The organism is Micromonospora sp. NPDC051141, assembly GCF_044455765.1.
Taxonomy (GTDB): domain Bacteria; phylum Actinomycetota; class Actinomycetes; order Mycobacteriales; family Micromonosporaceae; genus Micromonospora.
The window spans coordinates 156,177-182,729 of sequence record NZ_JBITFD010000006.1; the positions used below are offsets into that span (position 1 = coordinate 156,177).

The 26,553-nt window shown below is 71.9% G+C and carries 22 protein-coding genes; 8 read left to right on the forward strand and 14 right to left on the reverse strand.

What is annotated here, in order from left to right; genetic code table 11:
* Positions 1–2: 2 nt before the first annotated feature.
* The 10 genes from ACIA6B_RS14205 to ACIA6B_RS14250 are packed head-to-tail and all read right to left on the reverse strand — an operon-like array spanning position 3 to position 11,407.
* The gene (locus ACIA6B_RS14205; protein WP_396773399.1) at positions 3–1,244 is read right to left on the reverse strand and encodes an MFS transporter; all 1,242 of its coding nucleotides are present in this window, start codon (positions 1,242–1,244) and stop codon (positions 3–5) included.
* Positions 1,241–3,004, reverse strand: a complete 1,764-nt coding sequence (locus ACIA6B_RS14210; RefSeq protein WP_396773400.1) for a carbamoyltransferase — start codon at positions 3,002–3,004, stop codon at positions 1,241–1,243. The genes ACIA6B_RS14205 and ACIA6B_RS14210 overlap by 4 nt, the downstream gene beginning before the upstream one ends.
* 37 nt (positions 3,005–3,041) lie before the next feature.
* Complete coding sequence (locus ACIA6B_RS14215; protein WP_396773402.1) at positions 3,042–4,400, reverse strand: acetyl-CoA carboxylase biotin carboxylase subunit family protein; 1,359 nt, start codon at positions 4,398–4,400, stop codon at positions 3,042–3,044.
* Positions 4,388–4,633, reverse strand: coding sequence for a hypothetical protein (locus tag ACIA6B_RS14220; RefSeq protein WP_396773404.1), 246 nt, complete (start codon positions 4,631–4,633; stop codon positions 4,388–4,390). The genes ACIA6B_RS14215 and ACIA6B_RS14220 overlap by 13 nt, the downstream gene beginning before the upstream one ends.
* An 11-nt stretch (positions 4,634–4,644) precedes the next feature.
* Complete coding sequence (locus ACIA6B_RS14225) at positions 4,645–5,571, reverse strand: ornithine carbamoyltransferase (RefSeq protein ID WP_396773406.1); 927 nt, start codon at positions 5,569–5,571, stop codon at positions 4,645–4,647.
* On the reverse strand, positions 5,568–6,626 hold the full coding sequence (locus ACIA6B_RS14230; RefSeq protein ID WP_396773408.1) for a hypothetical protein: 1,059 nt from the start codon (positions 6,624–6,626) through the stop codon (positions 5,568–5,570). The genes ACIA6B_RS14225 and ACIA6B_RS14230 overlap by 4 nt, the downstream gene beginning before the upstream one ends.
* Positions 6,623–7,543: a diiron oxygenase gene (locus ACIA6B_RS14235; RefSeq protein ID WP_396773410.1), complete on the reverse strand. Its 921-nt coding sequence runs from the start codon at positions 7,541–7,543 to the stop codon at positions 6,623–6,625. Before ACIA6B_RS14235 ends, ACIA6B_RS14230 begins: the two co-directional genes overlap by 4 nt.
* Entirely contained in the window at positions 7,540–8,550 is a 1,011-nt protein-coding gene (locus ACIA6B_RS14240) for a pyridoxal-phosphate dependent enzyme (protein WP_396773411.1), read from the reverse strand. The genes ACIA6B_RS14235 and ACIA6B_RS14240 overlap by 4 nt, the downstream gene beginning before the upstream one ends.
* Before the next feature lie 4 nt (positions 8,551–8,554).
* Entirely contained in the window at positions 8,555–9,958 is a 1,404-nt protein-coding gene (locus ACIA6B_RS14245) for an amino acid permease (protein WP_396773413.1), read from the reverse strand.
* Between the two features lie 3 nt (positions 9,959–9,961).
* Positions 9,962–11,407 (reverse strand): coproporphyrinogen-III oxidase family protein, encoded by a 1,446-nt coding sequence (locus ACIA6B_RS14250; protein WP_396773415.1) that lies wholly within the window; start codon positions 11,405–11,407, stop codon positions 9,962–9,964.
* A gap of 473 nt (positions 11,408–11,880) precedes the next feature.
* Between ACIA6B_RS14250 and ACIA6B_RS14255 the strand changes: the two genes are divergently transcribed.
* Entirely contained in the window at positions 11,881–12,372 is a 492-nt protein-coding gene (locus ACIA6B_RS14255; protein ID WP_281942434.1) for a YbaK/EbsC family protein, read from the forward strand.
* 3 nt (positions 12,373–12,375) lie between these two features.
* Here ACIA6B_RS14255 and ACIA6B_RS14260 read toward each other — a convergent pair whose 3' ends face one another.
* Together ACIA6B_RS14260 and ACIA6B_RS14265 are read right to left on the reverse strand one after the other, a co-directional pair.
* Positions 12,376–13,590 (reverse strand): MFS transporter, encoded by a 1,215-nt coding sequence (locus tag ACIA6B_RS14260; protein WP_396773416.1) that lies wholly within the window; start codon positions 13,588–13,590, stop codon positions 12,376–12,378.
* Positions 13,587–14,543: a GNAT family N-acetyltransferase gene (locus ACIA6B_RS14265; protein ID WP_396773418.1), complete on the reverse strand. Its 957-nt coding sequence runs from the start codon at positions 14,541–14,543 to the stop codon at positions 13,587–13,589. Before ACIA6B_RS14265 ends, ACIA6B_RS14260 begins: the two co-directional genes overlap by 4 nt.
* Positions 14,544–15,151: 608 nt before the next feature.
* Here ACIA6B_RS14265 and ACIA6B_RS14270 point away from each other — a divergent pair.
* The 7 genes from ACIA6B_RS14270 to ACIA6B_RS14300 are packed head-to-tail and all read left to right on the forward strand — an operon-like array spanning position 15,152 to position 24,280.
* Positions 15,152–16,063 carry a hypothetical protein gene (locus tag ACIA6B_RS14270; RefSeq protein ID WP_396773420.1) on the forward strand — a complete coding sequence of 304 codons (912 nt, stop codon included), beginning with the start codon at positions 15,152–15,154 and terminating at the stop codon, positions 16,061–16,063.
* Positions 16,060–16,668, forward strand: a complete 609-nt coding sequence (locus tag ACIA6B_RS14275; RefSeq protein ID WP_396773422.1) for an anthranilate synthase component II — start codon at positions 16,060–16,062, stop codon at positions 16,666–16,668. The genes ACIA6B_RS14270 and ACIA6B_RS14275 overlap by 4 nt, the downstream gene beginning before the upstream one ends.
* Complete coding sequence (locus ACIA6B_RS14280) at positions 16,661–18,067, forward strand: coproporphyrinogen-III oxidase family protein (protein ID WP_396773424.1); 1,407 nt, start codon at positions 16,661–16,663, stop codon at positions 18,065–18,067. The genes ACIA6B_RS14275 and ACIA6B_RS14280 overlap by 8 nt, the downstream gene beginning before the upstream one ends.
* A gap of 7 nt (positions 18,068–18,074) precedes the next feature.
* Positions 18,075–19,397: a chorismate-binding protein gene (locus ACIA6B_RS14285; RefSeq protein WP_396773426.1), complete on the forward strand. Its 1,323-nt coding sequence runs from the start codon at positions 18,075–18,077 to the stop codon at positions 19,395–19,397.
* Positions 19,398–19,411: 14 nt separating this feature from the next.
* Positions 19,412–21,208: a carbamoyltransferase gene (locus ACIA6B_RS14290; protein ID WP_396773427.1), complete on the forward strand. Its 1,797-nt coding sequence runs from the start codon at positions 19,412–19,414 to the stop codon at positions 21,206–21,208.
* Positions 21,198–22,997 (forward strand): anthranilate synthase family protein, encoded by a 1,800-nt coding sequence (locus tag ACIA6B_RS14295; RefSeq protein ID WP_396773429.1) that lies wholly within the window; start codon positions 21,198–21,200, stop codon positions 22,995–22,997. The genes ACIA6B_RS14290 and ACIA6B_RS14295 overlap by 11 nt, the downstream gene beginning before the upstream one ends.
* On the forward strand, positions 22,982–24,280 hold the full coding sequence (locus ACIA6B_RS14300; RefSeq protein ID WP_396773430.1) for a hypothetical protein: 1,299 nt from the start codon (positions 22,982–22,984) through the stop codon (positions 24,278–24,280). The genes ACIA6B_RS14295 and ACIA6B_RS14300 overlap by 16 nt, the downstream gene beginning before the upstream one ends.
* Here the strand turns inward: ACIA6B_RS14300 and ACIA6B_RS14305 are convergent.
* Both ACIA6B_RS14305 and ACIA6B_RS14310 read right to left on the reverse strand, forming a co-directional pair.
* A complete protein-coding gene (locus tag ACIA6B_RS14305; protein ID WP_396773432.1) occupies positions 24,242–25,792 on the reverse strand; it encodes an amino acid adenylation domain-containing protein in 1,551 nt (516 codons plus the stop codon). The two genes, ACIA6B_RS14300 and ACIA6B_RS14305, sit on opposite strands and share 39 nt — an antisense overlap.
* Positions 25,789–26,550 (reverse strand): hypothetical protein, encoded by a 762-nt coding sequence (locus ACIA6B_RS14310; RefSeq protein WP_396773433.1) that lies wholly within the window; start codon positions 26,548–26,550, stop codon positions 25,789–25,791. Before ACIA6B_RS14310 ends, ACIA6B_RS14305 begins: the two co-directional genes overlap by 4 nt.
* Positions 26,551–26,553 lie beyond the last annotated feature (3 nt).

The following is a 26,553-nucleotide window of genomic DNA, read 5'->3' on the forward strand; positions in this document are numbered from 1 at the left end:
CCTCACCGGTCCGCGCCTCGACGGCGGAGCCCGACGTGCGACTGGACCAGGTACGTCACGCCGGCCAGGAGGGAGAGCACGCCGGAGAGGACGACGGCCCCCCGGTAGCGGCCGGCGGACATCAGGCTCCCGTACGCGAGGGACGCCGCGGCGCTGCCGGCGAAGATGCCCATCCGCTGGACCCCGTTGACGAACGCGCGGGTGCCCTGCGCGGCCCGGCTGTTGGCGAGGTTGTCGAGGACCGGCATCTGGGCGTAGTGCGCCCCCTGGCGCAGCAGGTACCAGAGCACGAAGAGGCCGGCCGTGCCGGCGGTGGCGCTCAGGATCTGCAGGAACAGCGCCGCGATCATGGCGAAGCCGGCCACCCGGAGGGCGCCGCCACGCTTCATCAGGGGAAACAGCACGAAGATGCCCAGGACGCTGGCCAGGCGGTCCGCGACCAGGAGCCAGCCCAGCGACTCGGTGGCCAGGTGCAGGTAGTTGACGGCCACCAGGTTGATGAAGCGGATGGCGAGGACACCGGCGCCGCCGACGAGGACGGCGAGGACGAACAGCCCGGCGAGGTGACCGGCGTTGGCGCGCAGGGCCGGCAGCACCGGGGGGCGGGGCTCGCCGGGTGCGACGGCCGGCGCGGCGTCGCGGCGCCACATCGCGATGCGGGCCACGCCGATCAGCACCGCCAGAACGGCGGAACACAGCAGGTCGAAGCGGTACCAGCCGGCGGTCTCCGCGCCGACGCGGGCGAGCAGCACGCCGGCCACGTTGCCGACCGCGGAGGCGGTCAGGAAGGCCACGAAGCCGGTACGGAACAGCGCGAAGCGTTCCTGCTCGTCGTGGATGGCCGAGGCGAGCACGGCATTGACGCTGACCAGCATCAGGGCGGAGCAGACGCTGTTGAGACCGAACAGCAGCAGGTGGGCGGAGAGGCTGTCGACGAACGGGATCGCCAGCATCGTGCCGGCGAAACCGAAGCTGCTGAGCAGCATCATCGGTTCCAGGCCGAGCCGGTCGGTGAAGGCGCTCAGCGGCAGCACGATCACCGCCATCACGGTGAAGCCGACCGAGAAGACCTGCCCCGCGCCGGCCGGCGGGATGCCCACCTGCCCCAGGAACAGGGCGTAGTACATGTCGAACAGACTGGTCGCCAGGCCGAAGAAGACCTGGCTGAGCACGAAGCCGGTGCGGACCCGCCGCAGGTGGTGCTCGCGGCGGGTCACGGAACCGGTGTCCGGAAGCAGGGTCACCGAGCAGAGTCTCCCGTCAGCGGGGTGCGCGCCGGGTGCGACGCGCCGAGCTCCCGCCCGGCCTTGGACACCAGGATGCCGTCGAGGTAGAGGTGGTCGAGTTCGGTGCGGACGAAGGTGCAGAGCGCGTGCAGCGGTGTCTCGACGATCGGCTCCCCGGCGTCGTTGTACGACGTGTTCAGCACGATCGGCACCCCGGTCAGCTCGTGGAACGCGGAGATCACCGCGTGGTAGGCCGGGTTGTCGTGCGCCGAGACCGTCTGCAGGCGGGCGGTGCCGTCGACGTGCGTGATGCTGGGGACGCTCTCCCGGCGGGCCGCGACGACCTGCGGGACGAGCAGCATGAAGTTGCTGTCGCCGGTGAAGTCGAACCACTCCCCCGCGTGCTCGGCGAGCGCGGACGGGGCGTACGGGCGGAACGGCTCCCGGTGCTTGACCACGTTGTTCAGGTAGTCGCGCATCGCGGGGTGCCGGGGGTCCGCCAGCATGCTGCGGTTGCCCAGCGCGCGCGGGCCGATCTCGGAACCGCCGTTGAACCACCCCACGACCCGGTGCGCGGCGAGCAGCTCGGCGACGTCACGGGGGCCGGCCTCCCGGGAGGTCAGCTCGACCCCGGTGTGGTCGGCGACCCGGCGCACCGCGTCCAGCACCTCGTCCCGGGAGTACGTCCGGCCGAACGACGCCGTCCGCATCACCGAGGGACGCCGGTTGCCGAGCAGCTCGACGCTGCCGTAGAGGGCCGCGCCGATGGCGACGCCCGAGTCGCCGGCCGCCGGGGGGATGAAGAGGTCACGGAACGGCGACTCGGTGCGTACCCGCTCGTTGGCGACCGAGTTGAGCATGACGCCGCCGGCCATGCAGAGATTGTCCGAGCCGGTCAGCTCGTGCGCCACGCCGGCCAGGTGCAGCATCGCGCGCTCCAGCTCGGCCTGCACGTGGAAGGCGACGTCCTCCGCGAACGGCGACTGCCAGCGCAGCGGGTCGGCCGGGTCGTAGTCGGCGCCCTCCTCGGCGAGCAGCCGCTGCCAGATGTCCTCGAGATCCTTCTGGGCGGAGCGGATGTCGAACCCGTCCAACGTCAGCCATTGCCCCCAGTCGGGACGCGGCCGACCGTAGGGCGCCAGCCCCATGGTCTTGCCCGCCTCGGGGTAGCCTCCGCAGTCGAACACACCGAAGTCGGGGGTGCCGTACCGGGTGACGAAGCCCAGCCGGGCGGTGAAGAAGTCGTAGAACAGGCCGAGGCTCAGGTCGGAGTAGTCGGCCGGGTAGCGGCAGGCGGTCACCGGCGTCAACCGGTCGCCGTCGCCCCGGAAGAGGGTGTGCTTCTCGATGGTGCCGTCCGGGAACCGGGCGCCGGCCTGGTCCACGACGAGCACGGCCGCCTCGTCGTACCCGGACGGGTGGTAGGCGACGGCGGCGTGGGCGCGGTGGTGCCCGGGCAGCGGCAGCGCGCGGACCTTGCTCTTGTCCTTGATGGGCAGCTCGCGCAGGATGCGGTGGACGGCGCCGTCGCCGAGGGGTCGGTTACCGACCACGAGGTCCACGTCGTCGATCCCGGCGCCGACCGCGTCGAGGCAGTAGGCGATCGCCTTCATCGGCAGGGTCTTGGTGATGCGTTCGAAGTGGCCCTGCACGAGGAAGCCCTCGGAGTGCTTGATGCGGTCCAGGCGCTCCTCCTCGACGGCGACGGCGATCTCGCCGTCGCGAACCAGGCAGGCGGAGCGGTCGTGGCTGAGGTTCAGACCGAGCACGAGAGACATCGGACTCCATTTCCAGTGTCGGAGCGGTGCGGGCTGGTCAGGGCGTCGGGCGACAGCGGTCCATCGCTTCGGCGAGGCCGTCGAGGATGCGGACCGCGTCGTCGCGCAGCGTCAGCGGGTCGGTGGTCCGCAGGAAGAGCAGGCCGGCATAGCCCAGCACGCCGGTGTTCGGGTGGTACCGGGGCATCGGGCTGCCCGGCTCCTGGGACTGGCCGCGCACCAACTCGACGCTGGTGGCGGGCGACACGAGCGACGACCAGTCGACCCGGTCGGGGTCGAACGGCGGCAGGACGGGCCAGGGCTTGCCCGCCGAGTCGGACGCGATGACCGAGAGGGACGCGGCGGCGCAGGTCGCGTCCGAGGGCAGGAGCAGCCGCCCCGGCAGCTCGGGCCGGTCGCCGAGCGCGGCGGCGTGCTGGAGCGCGACGAGGTCGACGCCGTAGACCTCGAGCAGCTCCCGGGTGACCGCCGCGCCGCCGGCGCGGGCCGCCGACTCCAGCAGCCGCACCGTGCCGTCGGCCATCAGTTTGAACTCGGTGTGGGTGGCGCAGGTGTCCAGGTCCAGCGCGTCGACGGCGCGGCGGGCGACGTCCGCGATGCGTTGTTGCAGCTCCGGCGCCAGCACGCACGGCGCCTGGTTGCTCAGCTCCACGTACACCGGGATCGTGGGCAGCCGCGCGGTGATCGCCAGTGGGTGGTAGGTGCCGCCGGTCACCAGCCCCTCGACGCTGAGGTAGTCGCCGAAGCCGGGCTCGGTGTACCAGCCGTCCGTGCTCGACTCGATGACCTCCTCGGCCAGGAACCGGGGTCCGCTGGAGCTGCCGTGCTCGTACATGCCCGATCTCCGCGCGGCGTCGACGGCCGCCGCGAGCTCCCGCCACACCGGTTCGACGTCGTCGCCCGGTTGGATCGTGGCCTGCCCGATCGAGCCGGCGCCGAGCACCGACTTGACGATCACCGGGCCGGCCAGCTCGGCGCAGGCCGCGGCCAGGTCGTCGAGCGAGTCGACCGGGCGGAACGCCGGGTTCGGCACCCCGGCCGCCGCCCAGGCGCGGCGCATGAGCAGCTTGTTGCGGGAGGTCGCCGCGCCCGGACCGGGCCCGGGCAGGCCGAGCCGCCGGCAGGCCGCCGCGGTGGGCACCACGCAGTACTCGGAGAAGGTGAGCACGGCGTCGGCGCGTACGGCCGTGGCGTGCGCGACGATCTCGTCGGCCAGCGGGGCGTCCGGCCGGGCGTGGTGGAGCCGGCGGCACAGCCGGAACAGGAGTTCGCGTTGCCAGGGCTGGGGCTCGCCGACCAGCAGCACGTCGACGATGGCCCGGCTGGTCAGCCTCGGCAGCAGGTACTCCAGCGCCGGGCCGCCCTTGCCGTACACCAGCAGGGTCACTGGTTGCATGCGTCATCGCTCCTGTTCGCGGGGGCCGACCGGGAGAAGCCGGTCGGCGTCTGCCAGAGATGGGTACGCAGGGACGTCCGCATGGCCCGCAGTTGTCCGTCGATGGTGTGCAGGTCCTCGCGGCTGGGGCGGCGCGGCGCCGGCCCGAGCAGGGGCAGCAGCACCTCCACCGCTTCCAGCAGGCACAGCACCGCGTCCCGCTCGGCGGAGACCGGCCCGGCGTGCACCGCCACCGTGAGGCGGCTCAGGTGCCCCAGCAGGTCTGGAGGACCGCCGTCGCGCTGTCCAGTTTCATCCGGGCCTGCTGCCACACCAGGCTCCGCGGCGACTCGAGGACGGCCGCGGCCACCTCCTCCCCTCGGTGCGCCGGCAGGTCGTGCAGGAACACCGCCTGCGGCCAGCGGCTCAGGAAGGCCTCGTCGATGTGGAAGGGCCGGAAGGTCTGGCGCCACAGCGGGTCCTCCTTGACGGTTCCGGTGGTCTGCCACCGCGTGGTGTACACGCAGTCGGCGGCGTCCGGCAGGTCGTCTCGTTCGTGGGTCTGGCGCACGCGGGCGCCGGCCACGGCGTCCTCCGCCGCCGCGGCCAGGGTCGCGGCGTCGAGGCCGTAGCCCGGCGGGGTGTAGAGGGTCAGCTCGGCGCCCGGAATCCGGGCCAGCGCGTACGCCAGCGCGGAGGCGGTGTTGTTGCCCTCGCCGACGTACACCACCCGGACGCCGTCCAGCGGGCCGAGGTGCCGGCGCAGCGTGGCCAGGTCGCACACCGCCTGGGTGGGGTGCTCCTCCCGGGCCATCGCGTTGATCAGCGGCAGGTTCCCGGCGTCGCGCATCCGGGCCAGCTCGACGACGCTGCGGGTGCTGCGGATCACCACCCCGTCGAGCATCAGCCCGAGGATCCGCGCGGTGTCCTCGGCGGACTCGCCGGTGTTGGTCTGGAGGCTCTCCGGCCCGTAGGGCAGCACCTGCGCGCCGAGTCGGAGCGCCGCCACGCTGAACGCGGTGCGGGTCCGGGTCGAGGTGCGTTCGAAGAGCGTCGCCACCACCGCGCCGGTCAGGCTCGGCGGCACCGCGGCCGGGTCGTCGGCGACCCGGACGGCGGCGTCGACCAGGTCGGTGAGCTGCGCGGCGGTGAGGTCACGCAGGGAGATCAGGCTGCCCCGACGGCCGGTCATCCGAGGTCCACCGTCGACCCGAGACCGGCACCGACGGCGTGGCGACGCACGGCTTCGATCAGGGCGACGTCGAGCACGCCCATCCCGAAGGGGTTCACCACGGTGAAGGAATCCGTGCGGACGAGCCGGTGCCGGCCGGTGACCAGGCCGCCGATCGTGCCGTCGATCGCCCGGCCGGTGGCCGAACCGGGGCGGGTGACCCGGCCCTGCGCCATCAGCGCGCCGAGCGGGCGCCGGGGATTCTCCGCGACCAGGTCGACGTCGTCGACGTAGAGGGCGCCGGCGGCGAGCAGCGCCTCGACGGTCAGGTCGGCCAGCGACACGTTGACCACCAGTGCGCCGGCGGGTATCCACGCCGGCGGCAGGTAGCCCGCGTCGGCGGTGGTCGTGGCGATCGTCACCTGGCTGGCCGCGACGGCGGAGGCCGCCTCGGCGGCGACGCGTACGTCCAACTCGGGGCGCAGCCGGCGCAGGCGTTCCGCGAGGCCGTGGGCCGCGGCGCCGACGCGGTCGTGGAGGGTGACCCGGGACAGTCGCGGGAGGGTCTCCAGGAGCAGGGCCGCGTGGGTGCCGCCCTGCGCGCCGCAGCCGAGCACGGTCAGGCTCTCCGCGTCCGCGTGCCCGGTGAGGTCCACGGCGAGGGCGGAGACGGCAGCGGTGCGTACGGCGCTGACGATCCCGACCTCCACGACGGCCATTATCCGGGCGGTCTCCGGGTCGAAGCAGAGTCCCACGCCGCCGGCGCGTTCCAGTCCGGCCTCCGGATTGGAGACGCTGGCGTTGATGATCTTCATGCCGTAGGCGCCCGGCACCGCGCCCGGCATCCCGATGGACCGGGTGTACGCGCCGCGGCTGTTGTCCCAGCGCAGGTACGCCTCGCCGGGCAGCACGCACCGTCCCGCGTCGTGGTCGGCGAGGGTACGCCGGACCAGCGCCACCACGTCCAGCGCGTCGAGGCAGCGCAGGACGTCCGCGCGGGACAGCACCGCGACACTGCCCGGCCCGCGGAGCCCGGGCAGCCCGGCCGTGAACCATCGGTCGACGGAGGTGGTCACAGGAGTCCCTCCTCGTGGAAGGCGTCGAGCCCCTCGGGCAGGTCGAGGACCCCGCAGGAGCGAAACAGTCGGACGGACTGGACGGCCTGGTCGCGCGTGGTCCGACGCACCGACTCCGGTGGGTAGACGTCGCGGACCACGTCCTCGACCTGCGTGGGGGTGAGCCCGGCCGCGGCGAGGTTGGCCCGGGCGGGCCGCAGGTCCGGCCGCAGGCTGTGGCCGATCAGCCGGGGCAGACAGCGGGCGGTCTCCCGGCGGGCGGCCGGGTCGAGCCCGGACCACACCTCGCGGAACAGGTGCGAGAAGAAGACGTGGTGCCGCCCCTCGTCCCGGGCGTGGTCGCGGACCGTCTCGCGGACCAGCCCGACCACGTCCGGGTCGTTCGGCAGCTCCGCCAGCAGCGTCGTCACCAACGTCTCGAAGACGACGACCTGGAGCAGGTGCGGCAGCGTCCCACGGTGCGGCATCGCGCCGGCGGAGATGTCGTCGAGGCGGTTCAGGAACGGGGTGAAGTCGTACGGCAGCGCCTCCACCCGGCTCGCGGACTCCAACTGCCGCACCACGTCGAACGAGTAGAGCGCGTGGTACGCCTCGTCGCAGTAGATCTTGAACGCGTCGAGCCGGACGTCCCGGCGCAACGGCGCGTCCACCCGGCCGTTCGCGAGCATCTCCGCGGCCCGGTTGACCACCCTCGTCTCGAAGTGGGCGGTGAACGCGAAGTAGTGGTAGGCGTGCCGGGCCACCAGCGCGGTCCGGGCCTCGTCGGCCAGGCCGTCGAGCAGTTCGTGGTCGAGGTAGGGGATCAGCCTGGCCGGGAAGAGCACCCTGCCGCCGTCCATCTCGTCGGCCAGCACCCGGCGCGGATCCACCCGCACGCCCGCCCGGTCGAACCAGTCCCGCAGCGGATCGGCGTTCACGCGGTGCTCCATTCCACCGGACCGCGCACGACAGCCGGCGGGTCCGTCCGGAACCCGTGCGCCGCCCGCCACTGCGGGGAGTACACCGTGTCCAGGTAGTTGCCGGCGCCGTCGGCGCAGACGCAGACGACGTCGGTCAGCCGGTCCCGCTCGATCAGCCGCAGGGCCGCCGCGACCAGCGCGCCCGAGCTGGCGCCCACTCCGACGCCGGTCTGCTCCAACAGCCAGACGGCGGCGGCGACCGCCTCGGCGGGACGGACCCGTTCGACCGGTCCGTCGGCCGCCGAGACGAAGCCGGAGCACTTGCTGGAGCCGATCCCGGACAACAGTCGCGGACCGTCGGTGTGCCCCACCGCGTGCGAGCCCGGCACGTCGACCCCGACGACCGTCCACTTCGTGGCTCGGGCGGCATAGCTGCGCAGGCCGGAGAGCGTTCCGCCGGTGGAGACGGCGGCCAGGACGACGGTGTCGGCGGGAACCTGCCGGGCCAGCTCCGGCGCGGTGCCCCACTCGTGCGCGGCCGGGTTGGCGGGATTCTCGTACTGGTTGGTCCAGCACAGGGTGGGCCGCTCGGCGAGCATCCGGTCGACCAACGCGAGGCGGCTGAGCAGGTAGCCGCCCCGACCGTCCTCGTCGGTGGCCACCACCACCGAGGCGCCGAAGCGCCGCATCTCGCGTACCGCGTACGCCGGGGTGCGCGGGTCCACGACCGCGGTGAACGGCACGTGCGCGGCGGACGACAGCGCGGCCAGCGCCACCCCGAGGTTGCCCGACGTCGACTCGATGACGCCGGTGACCGGGTCGAGCTGACCGGCCACGGAACCGAACAGGGCGACGGCGGTGCGGTCCTTGATCGATCCGCACGGGTTGAACGACTCGAGCTTGAGCCGCAGCGTCCCCTCCCGGCCGCCGGCCGTCACCGGCACGGAGACCACGGGGGTGTCGCCCACCAGGAGCGGGATCTGTCCGGCCCGTGGGGTCGGGGCGGCGAGGTCGGGACCGGTCATCGGGTCACCGGGCCCCGACGGGCTCGGGGGCGTCCGGATCCGGCGTCCCGGCCGCCCGCCGGCGCCGGGCGTGGACCGCGTACGCCACCGGAACCGCCACCAGCAACGGCACCCCGCTGAGCATCGGCAGGCCGAACGTGTCGCTGAACGCCATGGACCCGAGCACCGCGGCCAGCACGACCATGGCCAGCACCACGGCCACGGCCAGTCCGCGGTCCGCCGGACGTTCCGCGCGCCGGTAGGCGAGGTAGGTGGCGAGGATGAGGATCCAGGTCAGCAACGCACCCGACAGCGAGAACCCGATCAGCGCCAGGAACGCCCGCTCGGGGGCGACCGCGGCGAGCAGGGCCGCCAGCAGCAGCCCGGCCCCGGAGAGCAGCAGCGCGGGCAGCGGCACGCCGCGCCTGTCGACCCGGCCGAACAGCCGGGGCGCCTGGCCGCTGACGGCCAGTCCGTGCAGCGTGCGGCTGGCGACGTAGACGTTGGTGTTCATGGCGGACAACGCCGCGGTCAGCACCACCGCGTTCATCACGTGCACCGCGGCCGGGACCCCGGCGATGTCGAACAGTCGGACGAACGGGCTGGCGTCCACCGAACCACCGGCCGCCGCCTCGTTCCAGGGCACGAGCGAGACGACGACCGCGGTGCCGAGGACGTAGAACAGCAGCAGCCGCAGCACCACACCGCGGGTGGCGGAGACCAGGTCCCGGCCGCCGGCACGTGCCTCGCCGGCGGCCACGGCGAGCGCCTCGGTGCCCATGTAGCTGAAGGTCACCAGCACCATGGCGAGCCAGATGCCGCCCACGCCGTGCGGCGCGAACCCGCCGTGGTCGGTCCAGGCCGACAGGCCGGTCGCCGACCGCCCGCCGAGACCGACGAAGATGGCGACGGCCCCCAGGCCGACGAAGACCACGATCGTGATCACCTTGATCATCGCGAGCCAGTACTCGAACTCGCCGAACACGCCGACGGTGAACGAGTTGACCACCAGCACCAGCGTCGCGAAGAGCACCGCGGGCACCCACAGCGGCAGCCCCGGCCACCACAGCTTCAGGTAGATGCCGACCGCCAGCGCCTCGCTGCCGATGTTGACGACCCCGGCGATCCAGTACCACCAGCGCTGCGCGAACGCGGGGCCCGGGCCCAGGTAGCGCTCGGCCATGCCGCCGAACCCGCCCGCGTCGGGATGCGCGGAGATCATGCGGGTGAGCGCGTACGCGAGGGTGACCGCGACGGCGCCCCCGATGGCGTAGGCCACGGTGACCGCCGGACCGGCGGTCGAGATCGCCTGACCCGAGCCGAGGAAGAGGCCGGTGCCGATCGCGCCGCCGAGGCCGATCATCCTCAACTGACGCCCGGAGAGCTCCCGCCGCAGCGATGCGCCACCGGAGGTCGACTGTGCGGTCATGGCCTAGTGCTCGACAGTCGGCAGCAGGGGGCGACGGCCGGCGGTGGCCACGCCGGCGCCGACCGGGTCACGTTCCAGCGGCGAGAAGTCGTACCTGTCGAGCGGATCCCGCTTGAGGTCGACGATCCGCGAGTTGGCGTCCTGGATCCGGGCCAGGACCTGCGGGCTCACCAGGCGCAACGCGATGCTGTCGGCGACCGGTACGCCCTTGTCGGTCAGCCGGATGGCGTCGTCGTCGATCCGGATCAGGTCGTGCTCCCGGTACGGCGCCAACTCGGCGGCGAAGTGCTCGGCGGGGTCGACGCCGTAGCGGCTGCGGAAGTCGTCGCGCCCGACGCCGCGCGAGCGCAGGTTGAACATGACCGCCCGGCGCATCCGCTCGTCGGTCGACAGGTGCACGCCGTGCCAGACCGAGGGGCGCCCCGCCTCGACCCGCTGCATGTAGCCGTCCATGGTGCAGTCGTTGTAGTACTGCGTGTTCCCGACGTAGCCGAACCCGGAGACGCCGAACGGCAGCAGGTTGGTGTCCTCGATGGAGTCGTACTTGTTCTCCTGCTGGCGGGAGTGGGTGGCCGCCTTCGAGTAGTAGAAGAGCGGACCGCGCCGGAAGCCGAGTCGCCGGGTCAACGCCTCGGTCATGAAGTGCATGCGCAGCCGCTGCCGCAGGTCGGGGAAGATCCCCGGCTCGTTGCGGTAGTGCGCCGAGATCGGATCGGCCTGCTTGAACATCAGCGGGAAGATGTTGAACTTGTCGACGCCGTACCCGATCAGGCTGGTCAGCGTGGTGTACCAGTTCTCCTCGGTCTGGTACGGCAGCCCGAAGATCAGGTCGACCGAGTGGTTGTCCAGGCCCCGCTCGTGCAGCAGGTCGAGCAGCCGGTAGACGTGGGACGCCTCGTGCCCACGGTTGAGCTTGCGCAGCACCCGGTCGTCCATGGACTGCACGCCGAAGACCCACCGGTTCACCCCGGCGTCGCGCAGCGCGTCGAGCCGGTCGGTGTAGTCGGGGGCGTCGATGACCGACGGGTGCAGCTCGAAGGTGATCTCGGCGGTGTCCGGGACGTCGATGTGCTGCCGCAACCGGGCGAAGAGCGCGGTGATCTGCGCGGCGGACAGGTAGGACGGGGTGCCGCCGCCGAAGTAGACAGTTTCCGCGGTGACCCGGTGCGGGAGCATGTCGGTCACGATCTCGAGCTCGCGGTGCAGCGCGGCGAGGTAGCGGGTCACCCGGGGCGAGTCCGGCCGGATCTCCTTGGCGAAGTGGCAGAACGTGCAGCGCTGTTCGCAGAACGGCAGGTGCAGGTAGATGTTCGCGTTCCGGGTCAGGCCGGTGAAGGTTTCGGCCGGGGTGATCTCCCCCATTGCCTTGAGCGGTGGGTAGGTGCCGACCAGATAATAGTTTTCGATCGGTTGCAGAATGCCGATGTCGGTCAGTTGGTCGACCGGCATCGCGGCCAGGCTGCGCTGTGCTTCCGCGCGGATTTCCGAAAAGGGGGGAAAGGATGGGGACATGGGTAGGCCCTCCTGTTGTCCCGGGCGGGCGGAACGGCATGGGTGGCGGCTTCGGTCATGCGGTGGCCGCCACCGCGATGTGGTGGCCGAACCTGCGAAAGAGCAGGAAGAAGCTGTCGCCACGGCGACAGCACAGGGCGACGTCAACAGGTTGACAGTTAACTCAGGTCTGCCGAATGGCGTGGCTCATGCGCGAAAACTCCCCGTGTCAGCGCTGCGTCGAGTTGCCGCGAAGACCTCGCGGCTCACTCCGGTGGCCGGGAAATAGTTAACCCCGCCCCTCGGGTGGTGTCAATGGAACTTCCATGATCCTTTGTCGGCATTGCCTCGCGCTACTGACACTTCCCCACCGAACATACAAGTCGGACATTGTCCGGACCCTCTTGCGCCGGACCGGTAGTGTCGGCGACATGACACATTCCCGCGATGCGGTACCGACGCCGATGCGCATTCTCGACCGGGCCGGGGCCACCTATGCGGTGGCCACGCATCGGGCCATCCGCACCAGCGACGACGTGGCGACGCTGCTCGACTTCCCGGTGACGCGGTCGGTGAAGACCCTGGCCTTCCAGGGCCCACCGGACACCGTGGTGCTGGCGGTGCTGCCCGGGCCGGCCCGGCTCGACTACCGAGGGCTCGCGGAAGCCGTCGGCACGTCACGGTCGCGGCTGCGCCCCGCCGACCCGGCCGTGCTCGACGCGCTCGACATGGAGCCGGGCGGCGCCAGCCCGCTCACCGACGCCGACGGCGTGATCACCGTCTTCGACGTCGCGGTCGCGGGCATGGGCCCCGTCTACTGCGGCAGCGGCCGCAACGACCGCACCCTCCAGGTCGACGGCCGCGACCTGCTCCGGCTCGCCCGCAACCCCCGGGAGGCGCCCATCACCCGCGCCGCGGACTGAGGCTCACCCGGGCCGGGCGAGGGCTGTCCGCCGGGCCATCGCACCACGCAGCGCGAAGGCCGCGGCAGCCGCCGCGAGGCCGGCCACGGCGCAGGCCACCCAGAGCGTCGTCGGCCCGGCCGCCGCCAGCACCGTGGTGCCGGTAAGCGGCCCGACCAGGCTGGAAGCGCCGTACGCCATGCCGAACAGACCGCTGTAGCGCCCCTCCGACCCCGGCGGGGCGAGCTCGGTCACCAGCGTCGGCCCGACCGTGGCCACGCCGATCTCCCCGATCGTCCAGATCAGCACCGCCAACGCGTAGCCGGGCACGTTCCGCGCGGCGGCCAGCAGCCCGAAGCCCACTCCCGTGACGGCCAGGCTGCCGGCGTAGACGGTCGGCCGCGGCCAGTCGGCCAACCGTCCGGCGAGCAGCGGCTGGAGCACCAGGATCACGATCGGATTCACCGCGATGACCAGCCCGTACGCGGTGGGCGGCAGCCCCCGGTCGAGCATGGTCAGCGGCATCGTCACGTACGCCTGCACGAGCAGCACCGCGAACACCAGGAAGGTGCCGGTCACCGCCCACAGCAGCGCGTCGGAGCCCGGGCTCGCCGGGCCGCCCCCACCGCCGTCGCGGGCGCCCCGCCGCCGGTCGGGTGGCAGGAGTCGCGCCGCGACCAGCGCGAAGATCACGCAGCTCGCGGCGTCGACGGCGAACAGCAGCACGAAGCCGCGCGCCGCCATCAGGCCGCCGGCCAGTCCGGCCACCGCGCTGCCCAGGTTGACCGCCCAGAAGATCAGGCCGAAGGCGCGCGCCCGGTGCTCGCCGGGGACCGTGGCGACGACGAGCGCGGCGAGGGCCGGCCGGTAGAGGTCCACGGTGAGGCCGTAGAGCACCACGGCGCCGACCAGCACCGGCACGGTGCCGGCCCAGGGGATCAGCATCGCCGTCACCGCGGTGGCCAGCAGGCCGGCGACGAGCGTGCGCCGCCCGCCCCAGCGGTCCGCCAGCCAGCCACCGAGCGGCTGGGACACCACGGCCCCGGCGCCGAAGCTCGCCAGCACCAGGCCGACCGTGCCGGGCGACAGGCGCCACTGACCCGACAGGTACAGCGCGAGGAACGGTTGGATCAGGTAGCCGAGCCGGTTCACCAGGCTGCCCGCCCAGAGCACCCAGAAGGCACGCGGCAGCCGGCGCCGCCCGGTGGCGGGGCTGCTCTCCTCGACCAGGTCCGTCATCGCCGCACGGTCACCCGGTCACCGCCGGCGGACTCGAGTTCACCGATCACCCGGTCGAAGAAGGCGCGCAGCTTGGCGCGCATCGGCGCGAACCCGGCCGGATCGGCGCCGGACACGCCGCGGATGTGGTTGGCCAGCAGGTGGTAGGTGTTCGCGCCGACGTCGAGCTTCTTGACCTCGTTGCCGCGGCCGAGGCTGAAGACGGCGACGCCCTGGCCCTCGCCCCACCGGAAGATCTCGTAGAACGCCGCGCGGTAGACGTTCTGACCGGGCGTCACCAGGGCGGGGTCGATGCCCTGGGCGAGGATGGTCAGCTCGGTGCCGGTCGGGTCGAGGAAGCAGAGCACGGCCTGGACGGTCGCGCCGTCGGCCCGCGACTGCCGCAGGAAGAGCCGCATGCGGTCGCGCAGCGGCGAGTCGAGGCCCAGTTCGAGGGCGGTGGACGACAGGTGGTTGAAGCGGTGTCCGTACTTCGCCAGGTTGAGCGCGTGCAACCGGTCGAAGTCCTTGAGCGCCGCGGGGTCGGCCGCCGCCCCGGCGCCGTCGAGGACGCGGTGGTCGTACTCGGCGTCCGCGCGGCGCACCAACCGGCGCAGGTCCCGGTAGCGGGAGTTGCCCAGTTGGGCCCGCAGGTCGTCGTCGACGCCGGCGCGCACCCGGTACTGGGCCTCCATGAACCAGGGCAGATCGAGGAAGCCGTCGCGGGCGAGCGCCGTGGTGTCGTCGGTGGTGCGGATCTGCGGGTAGAGCAACCAGTCCGCGCCGGCCTGCCGGGCGCGGTCCCGATCGGTCCTCCGACGTTCGTCACCGGGCGGCGGGATGTGCATCTCGTAGAAGTGCCCGGCCGGCACGAAAGCCGTGCCGGAATTGCAGTCGTCGTCCTGCATCCCGACATCGGCGGTGACGGCCCACCAGTGGATTATCTTGTGCAGCGGCACGGCCGGCTCGGCCACGCCGTACATTCTGCAGAACATTTCCTGGAAAGCCGACCCGGCCGTTTCCCACATGGTCAGAGAACCCTTTCTCCGTACACTTTCCACGGAGCCCCCGTCGCGCGCTCCGTGCCCATGATGTCAAACCACCCTCCGGTCCGCGCACCCCGCGCGCCGGGTGTTTCATCCGCTCTTGCGGCTTTTCGGCTCACCGGTTGGGGTTTGCCGATCACGCTGACGGACCTGCCCGAGCCTCGACTTCGAGCGTGCTGAACTGGCGAAACCGCGATCGCATAGATCAACGACTAACTGCTGCCCGACTGCCGGGTGGACGCCGCTGCCGTCGCGTGTCAGGATGGGCGAGCCGTCGCGGCGTTGACCGGAGTGGGACACGACGACGTTCCCCACGGTTTCGCAGAGCCAGATTACTCGTTCTGGCGGCCAGCCCTGCCGCCGAACGCGACAGTCACCACGGGGAGGGCGTCATCGTCATTCGACGTGTCCGCGGAATTCGGTACGACGAGGTCCAGGCCTACCAGCCGGCGGCCCGGGATGTCATCACGCAGGCCGAGGTCGACGCCGCCGTCGCACACATCACGAGGGAGCCGGGCGCCGAGTGCCTGCGCGTCGTGGTCTTCGGCGCCGCCGAGCTGGCGCCCGAGGGCGAACGGTCGCTGCGGGCCCTGACCGCCGGCCCCCAGTACCCGGCCACCGGCCGGCCCGGCATCGAGGTCACCGCGATCGTTCCGCTGCCCGGCGCGGAGGTGGAGGTGGTCGCGCTCGACGCCGGCACCCGCCTGGTCCGCACCCACGAGGACGGGGCCGAGGTCCGACGACTGGTGCACGTCGCCGCGCCCGGTCGCGACGGGTCCACCTTCGAGCAGGCGCTGGCGGCGCTGCGCGGGCTGGAGGAGGCGCTGTCGCGGGCCGGCATGGCGCCCGACCACATCGACCGGACCTGGTATTTCCTCGCCGACATCGAGGAGACCTACGGCGAACTGAACAAGGCCCGGGACGCCACGTTCGACAGGTGGAAACTCACCACCTACCCGGCGAGCACCGGCATCGGCGCCGGGCTGCCCCCCGGGCAGGCGGTGGCCGTGATGGCCGAGGCGGTCGCACGCGACGGCGTGGCGGCGGCGACGCCGTTCGGCACCGACCTCCAGTGCGCGCCCTACGACTACGGTCCCCGCTTCGTGCGCGCCAACCGGTCGCGTCGCAACGGTTGCCAGGTGGTGCACGTCTCCGGGATCTCCAGCATCGACAAGCAGGGCGTCTCCCTGCCGCAGCACGACGTGCGGGCCGCGGTGGACTACGCGATGGCCAGCTTCACCGACCTGCTGGCCGGCGCCGACCTGTCCCCCGCGGACCTGGTGAGCTGCTACGTCTACTGCAAGGACGCGGAGGCGCGGAGCGCCTTCGAGGCACACTGCTCGGACGCCGGCCTCACCCTGCCGCACCTGTCGAACACCGTGGACGTCTGCCGCCCGGAACTGCGCTTCGAGATCGAGGGCCGGGCGGTACGGCGGGAACCGGCATGAGCCGCCGCGTCGTCGTGCTGGACAACTTCGACTCGTTCACCTACAACCTGGTGCAGTACCTGGCGGTCGCCGGCGCGCGACCGACGGTCCTGCGCAACACCGCGGAACTCACCGAGATCGCCGCGCGGCGCCCCACCCATCTGGTGCTGTCGCCCGGTCCGGGCTCCGTCGACAATCCCGGTTCCTACGGCGTCTGTCTCGCCGCCCTCGCCCACTACACCGGTCGGATCCCGGTGCTGGGCGTCTGTCTCGGGCACCAGGCCATCGGCCGGTTCTTCGGGGCGCGTACCACGCGACTCGCGACCGTGCGGCACGGCCACGTGTCAACGATCCGGCTGCGCCGAACCAGCCGGCTCTTCGCCGGGGTGCCCAGTGGCTTCCCCGCCATGCGCTACCACAGCCTGGCGATCGCCCCGGCCACCCTGCCGGACGACCTGAGGCTCGTCGCCAGCGCCGACGACGACGAGTGCGTGATGGCCGTCGAGCACGCCAGGCAGCCGGTGTACGGCGTCCAGTTCCATCCGGAGTCGATCGGCACGCCGGCCGGGCAACTGATCATCGAGAACTTCCTGTCCGTGACAGGTTCGAGGAGCGACCGTGGCTGAGGAATTCATCTTCGATCTGACAGACGCCGGCCGGTCGGAGGTCGTCGACCAACTCATCGAGGCCGCCGAGCACATCCCGGGGCTGGTGTTCACCTATCCGCCGATCTCCCTCTGGGAGCCGCGGGACGCCACCGCCTCGGACCCGGACACGCTCTGGGCCGGCAGCGACACGTTCTCGCACAACCTCTACATCCACATTCCGTTCTGCCGCCAGAAGTGCAGCTTCTGCTACTACAGCGTGGCGGTCGTGCAGAACGACACCCAGGTCATCTGGGACTACCTGCACTGCCTCGAGAAGGAGGCCCTCCAGTACCTGCCGATGATGCGGACCAAGAAGATCGAGACGGTGTTCATCGGGGGCGGCACGCCCAGCCGGCTCAACCCCGAGCAGATCGACTTCCTCTTCGAGCGCGTCATCCGACGCTTCGACCTGTCCGAGTGCCGGGAGATCACCTACGAGTGCTCGCCGGACTCGGCCACCGAGGACCGCATCGCGACCATGGCGGCCAACGGGACGAACCGTCTCTCCATGGGGGTGCAGTCGCTCGACCCGGAGATCCTGCGCAAGTCCCGCCGCGCCGACACCCCGTCCAGTGTGGTGCGCACCTATTACCACATGGCCGACAGCGGGGTGCCCAACGTCAACATCGACCTCATCGCCGGCATCGAGCGCGAGGCGTTCGACAACATGCAGCGGACCATGGACGCGGTCACCGCGCTGGAGCCGATGCCCACCCAGATCACCCTCTTCACGCTCTCCGTGCGCAAGGGCGCGATCAACGACACCACGCTGCGCGAGGAGGACCACGCCAAGCTCTTCCGGCGCAGTCTCGCCCTGTTCCGGTACGCCAAGCGCCGGATGACGGCGAACGGCTACTGGCAGTACTCCCGCAACCTCTTCCCGCGCGACAACTGGATCTTCCACTACCAGGACAACCACTGGGGCAACAACGGCTACGTCCTCGGGCTCGGCGCCAGCTCCTACAGCCACTCGCACGGCTACACGTACGGCAACGCGTTCACCTTCCGCGAGTACATGCGCCGGATCCAGGCGGGCGGGTCGGCGGTGGAGAAGGCATTCCCGCTCTCGGAGGACGAGTCACTGCGCCGGCACCTGGTGCTGGCGATGAAGCACCGCGAGCTGGACGTCGCCCGGTTCAACTCGTTCTATCCGGCGGGCTCCGAGCCGCTCCGGCAGTTCCGGCCGGTCTTCGACGCGCTCGCCGCGCTCGGCATCGTCACGGTGGAGGACGGGCGGATCGCGTACACGGAGGACTATGCCGACCTCAGCGACCGCTACACCCGGTTGTTCTACTCCAGCGGCGTCAGCGACGCGGTCCGGCGCGGCGTCGGGCAGCTCACCGGCGCCGGCAGCAACGCCTTCAACTTCACGCTCTAGGACGCCGATGTCGGCGCCCACGTCCACCGCCACGACCGCCCGCGTCTCCTTCGACGGCGACCCGCACGATCTCGTCGAGCCGCTGACGGAGCGGTTCGGATCGCTGTTCTGCTACCGCCTGCCCGGACGGGAGCGGCGCACCCTGTTCGCGTCGCTGTCGGACGTGTGGCGGGTCACGGCCGACGGGATCGAGCGGGACGGCGAACGATTCGACGGCGACGTCGCCGCCCTGCTCGACCAGCTGCTGACCGAGGCGCGGCACGGCCCGGGCCCCGACGTCGCGTTCGCGTTCTCCTACGACCTGTCGCTGCGGCTGCGGGCCGAGGCCGGCATCCCGGGCGGTCCGGCACCGGCCACGGCCCCCGGGCGGCTGCTCGGCTTCGCCGGCCCGCTACGGCGCGCGGTGGTCCACGACCCGGCCACCGGCACCCTGAGCTGCGCCGCGGAGGACCGGGCGGACGTGGTGGCGGCCTGCGCCCGGACCACCGCCCGGACCGCGCCGCCGCTCACCGCGCCGCTGACCGAGGTCGTCGCCGACATCGACCCGGTCCGGTACGCGGGGCAGCTCGCCCGGGCCCGCGAGCACCTGCTGGCCGGCGACGTCTACCAGGTCGTGCTCTCGGTGCCGGTCCGGGTACGCCCCCGCACCTCGCTGCCGCGCTACTACGCCGACGTCGCCGCCCGGTACGCGACGGCCGACTACTCCTACTGGTTCGACCTGGCCGGGACCACGGTGTTCGGCAACTGCTCCCTGCCGCACGTGCTGGCCCGCGACGGCCGGGTGAGCAGCCGGGTCTTCGCCGGCACCCAGCCGGCGGCGCGGACCGACCGGGAGCGACAGGATCGGGGCGCGCTGCTGCGCGGCGACCCGAAGTACTTCGCCGAGCACATCATGCTCGTCGACCTCGAACGCAACGACCTCGGCTCGTACTGCGAGCCCGGCACGGTGGTGGTCGACCGGTTGTGCGAACCGCTGGTGATCGGACCCACCACGTATCTGGCCAGCGACGTCTCCGGCCGCTACGACCCGGCGTGCGGCCTCGGCCGGGTCCTGCTGGCCAGTTTTCCGCGCGGGGTCGTGGTCGGCGCGCCCAAGCTGCGCGCCCAGGAGGTGCTGGCCGAGATCGAGGGCGAGCCGCGCGGGTTCTTCGCCGGCGCGGTGGGGCTCTACGACGCGACCGGCGACGCGTTGACCTCCAACACGATCGTCACCTGCGCCGAGCAGGACGGGCCGGACGTCCTGCTGCGCTGCGGCGGCGGCGTGGTGGCCGGCTCGGAGGTCGCGCAGGAGCTGGCGGAGTTGGAACTCAAGCTGCGGTATCTGCGATAGCGGGGTGAGTTGGCATGATCGTCGTCGGGTTCAACGGTTTCACACGGTCCGCGGAGCTGTTCGGCCGCCTGTACCGGCGCTCGGGCCTGGACCGGTACCGGGTGCTGGGGCACGACGCGGCCGTCGCCGTGGTGGTCGACGGCGAGCTGGTCGCGGCCGTGGAGGAGGAGCGGCTCAGCCGGGTCAAGAAGACCTCGGACCTGCCGGTCAACGCGCTGCGCTGGGCGCTGCGGGAGGCCGGCGTCGAGCTGGCCGACGTGGACCGCTTCGCCTTCCCGTGGAGTTTCACCGCGGAGGTCTGGGCGACCGAGCGGGCCGCGATCCTCCGGTCGGCCGCCGCCGAGCAGGAGCGGGCCGACCGCCTGGCCCGGCTGGAGGAGTTGCGCACGACGCTGCTGACGCCGGAGGCGATCAGGGCGGACTTCGCCGCGCGGACCGGCTTCACCATCCCGCCCGACCGGCTCCGGCTCGTCCCGCACCACCTCGCCCACCTGTCGTGCGGCTACCACACCGCCGGCTGGCGGGACGCCGCGTTCGTGGTCAGCGACGGGCGCGCGGAGCGCTACTCGTCGATCATGGGAGAGATCCGGGACGGCGAGGTGACGATCCTGGCGGACGCCACCGTCGACATCGCCAACAGTCTGGCGCTGCTCTACAGCAAGGTCACCCGCTATCTCGGCTTCGTGCCGAACAACGACGAGTACAAGGTCATGGGGCTCAGCGGCTTCCATCCGCCGCTCGGCGCGGACAATCCGCTGCTGCGCGAGGTGGTCACGCTGGAGGACACCGGCGGCTACCGGCTGCGGGTCGGCAACCCGCTGCTGGACACCCAGGCGTACTACCCCTTCTTCGATCAGATCTTCGCGTGTGCGGGCGACCGCACCGACTGGGACTTCCGGTGCCGGGTGGCCCGCGCGGTCCAGGACACGGTCGAGGTGGTCACCCGGCACCAGGTAGCGGCGCTCGAACGACGGACCTCCGCGCGGCATCTGATCATCGAGGGCGGCCTGGCGCTGAACTGCGTGAACAACACCAAGCTGCTGGAGGGCTCCCGGTTCGAGGACGCCTCGGTCAGCTTCGGCGCCAGCGACCCCGGCGTGACGATCGGCGCGGCGGTGTACGCGTCGCGGGAGCTGGGTCGTCCGGTGCGCCCGTCACCCGTTCCCTACCTGGGGCCGAGGTACACCGACGACGACGTCCGCGCGGCCCTCGCCGCGGTGGGCGACCGGGTCGAGTGGCGTGAGCTGGCCGAGGGCGAGCTGTTCACCGAGGTGGCCAAGCTGCTCGTCGACCCGGTGGTGATCGGCTGGTTCCAGGGCGCCGTGGAGTACGGCCCGCGCGCCCTCGGCAATCGCAGCATCCTGGCCAACCCCGCGTTTCCCGATATTCAGGACGTCATCAACATCCGTGTGAAGCGGCGGGAGCCGTTCCGACCGTTCGCGCCGGTGCTGCCCGCGGCCTCGGCGCCGCGCGTCCTGGAATTGGGCAAGAAGCGGGCCTCCCCCTACATGACATTCGTCTTCCCGGTCCGGCCGGAATACCGGACGCTCGTTCCGGGCGCCGTGCACGTGGACGGCACGGCGCGCGCCCAGACCGTCGACGAGGCGGACAATCCGCTGCTGGCGGGCCTGCTGCACGCCTTCGAGCAGGTCACCGGCGTGCCGTGTCTGATCAACACTTCCTTCAACGTCGCGGGGCAGCCAATCGTCGGGTCACCGGCCGATGCGCTAAGCTGCTTCCTCGATACGGAAATCGATTACCTGGTGTTACACCACTTTCTGATCAGCAAGGTGGCTTCCGGTGAGTCCTGACTTTGTCGGCCCTTATTGCCTCATTCATTCCGAGGGCAAGGTCACCTACGCCCGCGGCGAGGCCGTGCGCTCCTGGTCACTCGCCGAGGTGCCCCGCCCGGCCACGCACCCGGTGTTGACCATGGTGCCCTACGCGCAACTGCGCGAGCGCGGCTACGTCTGCCACGACGACAACGAGCCGCTCATCTCCCTGGTGCCCAGCGAGTTCCGTGAGGTCGAGCTGGAGTCGTTCGCCGACGCGCACGCCGACGTCCGGGTGGTCTCCGATCCCGTGCACACCCCCGGTGACGAGGAGTTCGCCGCCCGGATCGACCGGGTGATCAAGGAGGAGATCCAGCGCGGCGAGGGCTCCAACTTCCTCATCTCGCGGCGCTGCGACGTGACCATCGGCGACTTCGGGCCCGACGTCGCGCACACGATCTTCGCCCGGCTCGCCCGCAACGAGATCGGGGCGTACCTGACGTTCTGCTTCTTCGACGGGGAGCGCTACTTCATCGGGTCCTCGCCCGAGCGGCACCTGACCTACCGTCGTGGCACGGTCACGATGAACCCGATCTGCGGCACGCTGCCGCGGGCGGCGCTGCAGAAGCGGGCCGACCTCATCGAGTTCCTCTCCGACCGCAAGGAGGTGAACGAGCTCTTCCAGGTCGTCGACGAGGAGCTCAAGATGATGTCGCGGATCTGCGGCGAGGGCGGCGTCGTGCACGGGCCCTACCTGAAGGAGATGAGCGCGCTCGTCCACACCGAGTACGTGCTCGAGGGCAGCGCCACCATGAGTCCGCTCGACGCGTTCCGCGAGTCGATGTTCGCGGCGACCATGGTCGGCAGCCCGCTGGAGAACGCCGCCCGGGTCATCCACCGCCACGAGTCCGAGTCCCGCGGCTACTACTCGTCGGCCCTGATGATCCGTGGTCTCGAGGACGACGGCCAGGAGTGGCTGGACAGCGCCATCACGATCCGGACGATGGCGGTGGACACCGACGGCCACGCCGTGATCCGCAGCGGCGCCAGCGTGGTGCGCGACTCCGTCCCCGCGAAGGAGTGCCGTGAGGTCCGCACCAAGGCCGAGGGGCTGCTGAAGGCGATCACCACTGCGGAGCCGCCCGGCCCCTTCCTCGATCGGTTCGTGGACGACAAGGTCATGGAGGTGCTCAACAGCCGCAACCGCTACCTGTCGCGCTTCTGGATCAACAGGCAGTTCGACGACCGGTACGCCGCGCCGGAACTCATCGGCCGGTCGGTGCTGATCGTCGACAACGAGGACCAGTTCACCGAGATGCTCAAGCACATCCTGGAGCACCTCGGGCTCAAGGTCACCATGCGCGACTACCGGGAGTCCGGCATCGGCCTGACCGGTTACGACCTGGTGCTGGTCGGGCCCGGCCCCGGTGACCCGAACCAGCTCGACGACCCGAAGATCGCCCAACTGCACCGCATCGTGGGCGAGCTGATGGCGGCCGGCACGCCGTTCCTCGCGGTCTGCCTCGGTCACCAGATCCTCTGCCGGCTGCTCGGCATGACCGTGCACCCGGTGGACCCGCCGTTGCAGGGCGTGCAGGAGACCGTCGACCTGTTCGGGCGGGCCGAGCCGGTCGGCTTCTACAACACGTTCTTCGCCGACGCCCCGGCCGAGGCCCCCGCGGGGGTGACCATCGCGGTGGAGCCCGACGGCCGGGTCGTGGCGCTGCGCTCCGAGGGCTTCACCAGCTTCCAGTTCCACGTCGAGTCCGTCCTCACCACCAACTGCATCACCATCCTCCGGGAGGCGCTGTTGTGGCTGTTGACCTGAGCCTGCCGTTGTCGGCGGGTTACGGCGATCTGACGCTGCTGGTCTGTGGGTTGTCCACGGACGGCACACGCGAGCGGTACCTCTTCGTCGACCTGGGCGCCCGCACGGTGCGGGAGACCACGATCGACATCGGTGACCTGCGCGCCCGCCAACTGGCGGTGCTGCGGGACCGGCTCGGCGACGGTCCGGTGCCGTACGGGCTGGGTCGGCTCGAAGATCTCCTCTCGTACTTCCTGCACCCGCACAGCTTCGTGCAGACCGCGGACGGCGAGGTCGTCGTCTCCTTCAAGCAGGCGCCCTACCTGCGCCGGCTCGGCCGCGACGGCGACGCGCGCCTCTGGCCGCCGGCGACCGAGCTGGACTTCGCCGCGATGCAGAGCTCCACCAAGTGCGAGGTGGAGCCGGGCGTGATCGGGTTCGCGATGACCGACGCCGAGGACCGCCTGCGCCGCTACCACGACCCGGAGCAGCCGTTGCGTAGCAGCGCCTGGCGCTACGACCTGCGCACCGGCGCGGCGAGCCGGCTGGGCGACCTGCCCGAGTTCGCCTGCGACACCATCCACGAGCTGGATGCCTCGCCGAACGGGTTCATGGTCGGCGTCGACATGGACCTGTCGGTGCGCCCCGGTCCCGACGGCCGGGTGCGGGGCACCGACGGCGGGAGCTTCGACGTCGCGCGGTACGCGGCCAACGAGTTCCCCACCGGTCGGTTCGTGGTGGCGGACGAGAAGCTGACCCGCGCCTCGGTGCACACCACCGGCGCGAGCTGCTCCGCGCACGTCGACGTCGACCTGGACGACCCGAACGTCTTCTACGTCTCCTGCAACAACATCTCGAAGTGGCAGAACAACGTCGTCGTGCACGGGCCGGGCGTGCTGGAGCGGTGGCGGTACCAGGACGGCGCGGCGGTCCGGGAGGCGGCCCACACCGGGCCGACCTTCCTGCGCATCACCTCGCAGCAACTGTTCCACCGTGACGGCCGACAGCTGATCGCGGTCACCGGCTTCCCGAACCGGCTGTTCGTCCTCGACCCCGCCGACATGTCCACGGTGTTCGACCTGGAACTGTTCGCGCACGAGCCCGTCCAGCCGCCGTTCGTCTGCGCGAAGAACAGCCAGTCGCCGCTCTACCTCGCGGTCGAGCCCGGCGGCCGGTACGTCTTCATGACCGGCGCCTCGACCCTCTTCGTCGTGGACCTGGACGAGGGCCGGGTCGTCGAGCAGGTGCCGTTCTGCGAGCCCGGCTCACTGATGGCCACCGCCCACATCGGTTTCGTGCGCTGACGGACGCCGGCGCCGTGGTGGTTCCGGCAGGGCCCGTCGATCCAGCTTGCCGTTCGCGGTGAGCGGGAAGGCGTCCAGGCGCACCACCCGGGCCGGCACCATCGACGCGGGCAGCCGCTCGGCGAGATGGTTGCGCAGGTCCCGCTCGCCGGGGCCGTCCGGCGGCCCCACCACGTAGCCGACCAGACGGTCGGCGCGTCCCTCGTCCCGGCGCAGCACGACCACGGCGCCGGTCACCGCCGGATGCCGACGCAGTGTCTCCTCGATCTCGCCCGGCTCGATCCGCTGCCCGCGCAGCTTGATCTGGTGGTCGAGCCGGCCGAGGAACTCCAGCATCCCGCCGGGCAGCCAGCGCACGAGATCGCCGGTCCGGTACAACCGGGCGCCGTCGCCGAACGGGTCCGCCGGGAACCGTTCCGCGGTGAGACCCGGCTGGCCGAGGTATCCCCGGGCCAGGGCGTGGTCCCCGCCCAGGTGCAGCTCCCCCGGCACGCCCTCGGGCACCAGGTTCCCGTCCGCGTCGAGGACCCGCACCACGACGTTCGCGATCGGCCGGCCGATCGGCACCGAAGCGCCGTCCTCCACCGGGCGGCACGGCCACCAGGTCACGTCGATCGACGCCTCGGTCGGCCCGTACAGGTTGTCGATGCGGGCCCGGCTCCGCGCCCGGAACCGGCGCACCGCGGCCGGCGGGAGGGCCTCACCGCTACAGACGACCAGCCGCAACGCGTCGCACCCGTCCCAGCCGGGCTCGTCGAGCACCGACTCCAGCATGGAGGGTACGAAGTGGACGACGGTGATCCGCTCCCGCCGCAGGACGGCCATCAGGTATTCCGGGTCGCGCTGCCCGCCGGGCCGGGCCATGACCAGACGGGCGCCCTGCGCGAGCGGCCAGAACAGCTCCCACACCGACACGTCGAACGTGGCGGGGGTCTTCTGCAGGACGGCGTCGGCGCTGGTCAGGGCGTACTCGCTCTGCATCCATCGCAGCCGGTTGACGATGCCGCGGTGCGGCACGGCGACGGCCTTGGGGCGCCCGGTGGAGCCGGAGGTGAACAGGACGTAGGCCAGCCCCAGGTCCGAGCGGAGCGGCGCCGGCGGCGCCGGGACGCCCGCGCGCAGCTCGGTCGCCGAGACCGCGAGCACCGGGCGGCTGCCGGCGACGGCCTCGGCCGCGGCCTTCAGCTCGGGTTCGGTCAGCACGAGGACCACGCCGGCGTCGTCCAGCATGCCGGCGAGGCGGGGCGCGGGGTCGCCCGGTTCCAGAGGAAGGTACGCGGCGCCGCTGAGCAGCACCCCGAGCAGCAGCACCGGGAAGCGGGCCGAGCGTTCGGCGTGGACCGCCACCACGGCGTCCGGTTCCACCCCCGCCGCGGTGAGCAGCCCGGCCACCACGCCGGCCTGCCGGACGAGTTCCTCGTACGTCAGCGACTCACGCTCGTCCACGACGGCACACGCCCCGGGTGTCCGGGCGGCCTGCGCCAGCACCAGTCCGGGCAGGAACGCCGTCACCGGGCCACTGCCGTCGGTTCGGCCAGCGCGGTCAGGGCGGCCCGGGTGGCGGGCGCGGTCGGCATCTCGTCGGCGGTCAGGTCGAGCCGGCGCGTCTCGACGCCGGGATGCTCGCCCGGGTAGTCCCGGCTGGCCAGCACCACGTCGGCGGGCCGGGGCGGCACCGGGTCCGCGGACGCCGAGAGCAGCACGTGCAGCCAGGCCACGTACCTGTCGACGAGTTGTTCACGGGTGTCCTGGCGTTCGTCGTCCGGCAGGTCGTTCGCCCGGGCGAACGCGTCGAGGTCGTCGCCCAACGTGCGCGTGATCACCGCGAGGGCCCGGGCCGGGTCGGCGTCGAGCGGCACCGCGGCCGGCTCGCCCTCCCGCAGGGTGGCGCGGAAGGCGCGGAAGTCGTGCTCCACGGCGCCCCGGCCCTGCCAGGTGGGCTCGACCAGGACGAGCGGCACGCCGGTCCGCTCGGCGACGCGGACGGCCGTCGGCGCGGCGCTGCAGTATCCCACGATCAGGGCCGGGCGTACGGGCAGCCGACGCACGGCCGCGGCGTACTCCTCGGCGAGGTCGGTGGTGGCCCGGAACCCGGGCTCGCCCAGGAGCGTCTCGACCGGGTCGGCCCGGTACACCGGCCGGTCGTGGGGCGCCGAGGCCAGCAGCTCACCGAGCCCGGCCCCGGCGGAGATGCGGATGAAGTCGATGACGACGAGCGGTGCGCCCGGACCGTCCACGAGGACTTCCAGGGTGGGCGCCGGTGCGGTCACTGT

Excerpts from the sequence above, each read along its gene's own strand:
- ACIA6B_RS14210 (WP_396773400.1), bottom strand. The coding sequence starts at position 3,004 with ATGTCTCTCGTGCTCGGTCTGAACCTCAGCCACGACCGCTCCGCCTGC.
- ACIA6B_RS14215 (WP_396773402.1), bottom strand. The coding sequence starts at position 4,400 with ATGCAACCAGTGACCCTGCTGGTGTACGGCAAGGGCGGCCCGGCGCTG.
- ACIA6B_RS14225 (WP_396773406.1), bottom strand. The coding sequence starts at position 5,571 with ATGACCGGCCGTCGGGGCAGCCTGATCTCCCTGCGTGACCTCACCGCC.
- ACIA6B_RS14240 (WP_396773411.1), bottom strand. The coding sequence starts at position 8,550 with ATGACCGGTCCCGACCTCGCCGCCCCGACCCCACGGGCCGGACAGATC.
- ACIA6B_RS14245 (WP_396773413.1), bottom strand. The coding sequence starts at position 9,958 with ATGACCGCACAGTCGACCTCCGGTGGCGCATCGCTGCGGCGGGAGCTC.
- ACIA6B_RS14250 (WP_396773415.1), bottom strand. The coding sequence starts at position 11,407 with ATGCCGGTCGACCAACTGACCGACATCGGCATTCTGCAACCGATCGAA.
- ACIA6B_RS14255 (WP_281942434.1), top strand. The coding sequence starts at position 11,881 with ATGACACATTCCCGCGATGCGGTACCGACGCCGATGCGCATTCTCGAC.
- ACIA6B_RS14260 (WP_396773416.1), bottom strand. The coding sequence starts at position 13,590 with ATGACGGACCTGGTCGAGGAGAGCAGCCCCGCCACCGGGCGGCGCCGG.
- ACIA6B_RS14275 (WP_396773422.1), top strand. The coding sequence starts at position 16,060 with ATGAGCCGCCGCGTCGTCGTGCTGGACAACTTCGACTCGTTCACCTAC.
- ACIA6B_RS14285 (WP_396773426.1), top strand. The coding sequence starts at position 18,075 with ATGTCGGCGCCCACGTCCACCGCCACGACCGCCCGCGTCTCCTTCGAC.
- ACIA6B_RS14290 (WP_396773427.1), top strand. The coding sequence starts at position 19,412 with ATGATCGTCGTCGGGTTCAACGGTTTCACACGGTCCGCGGAGCTGTTC.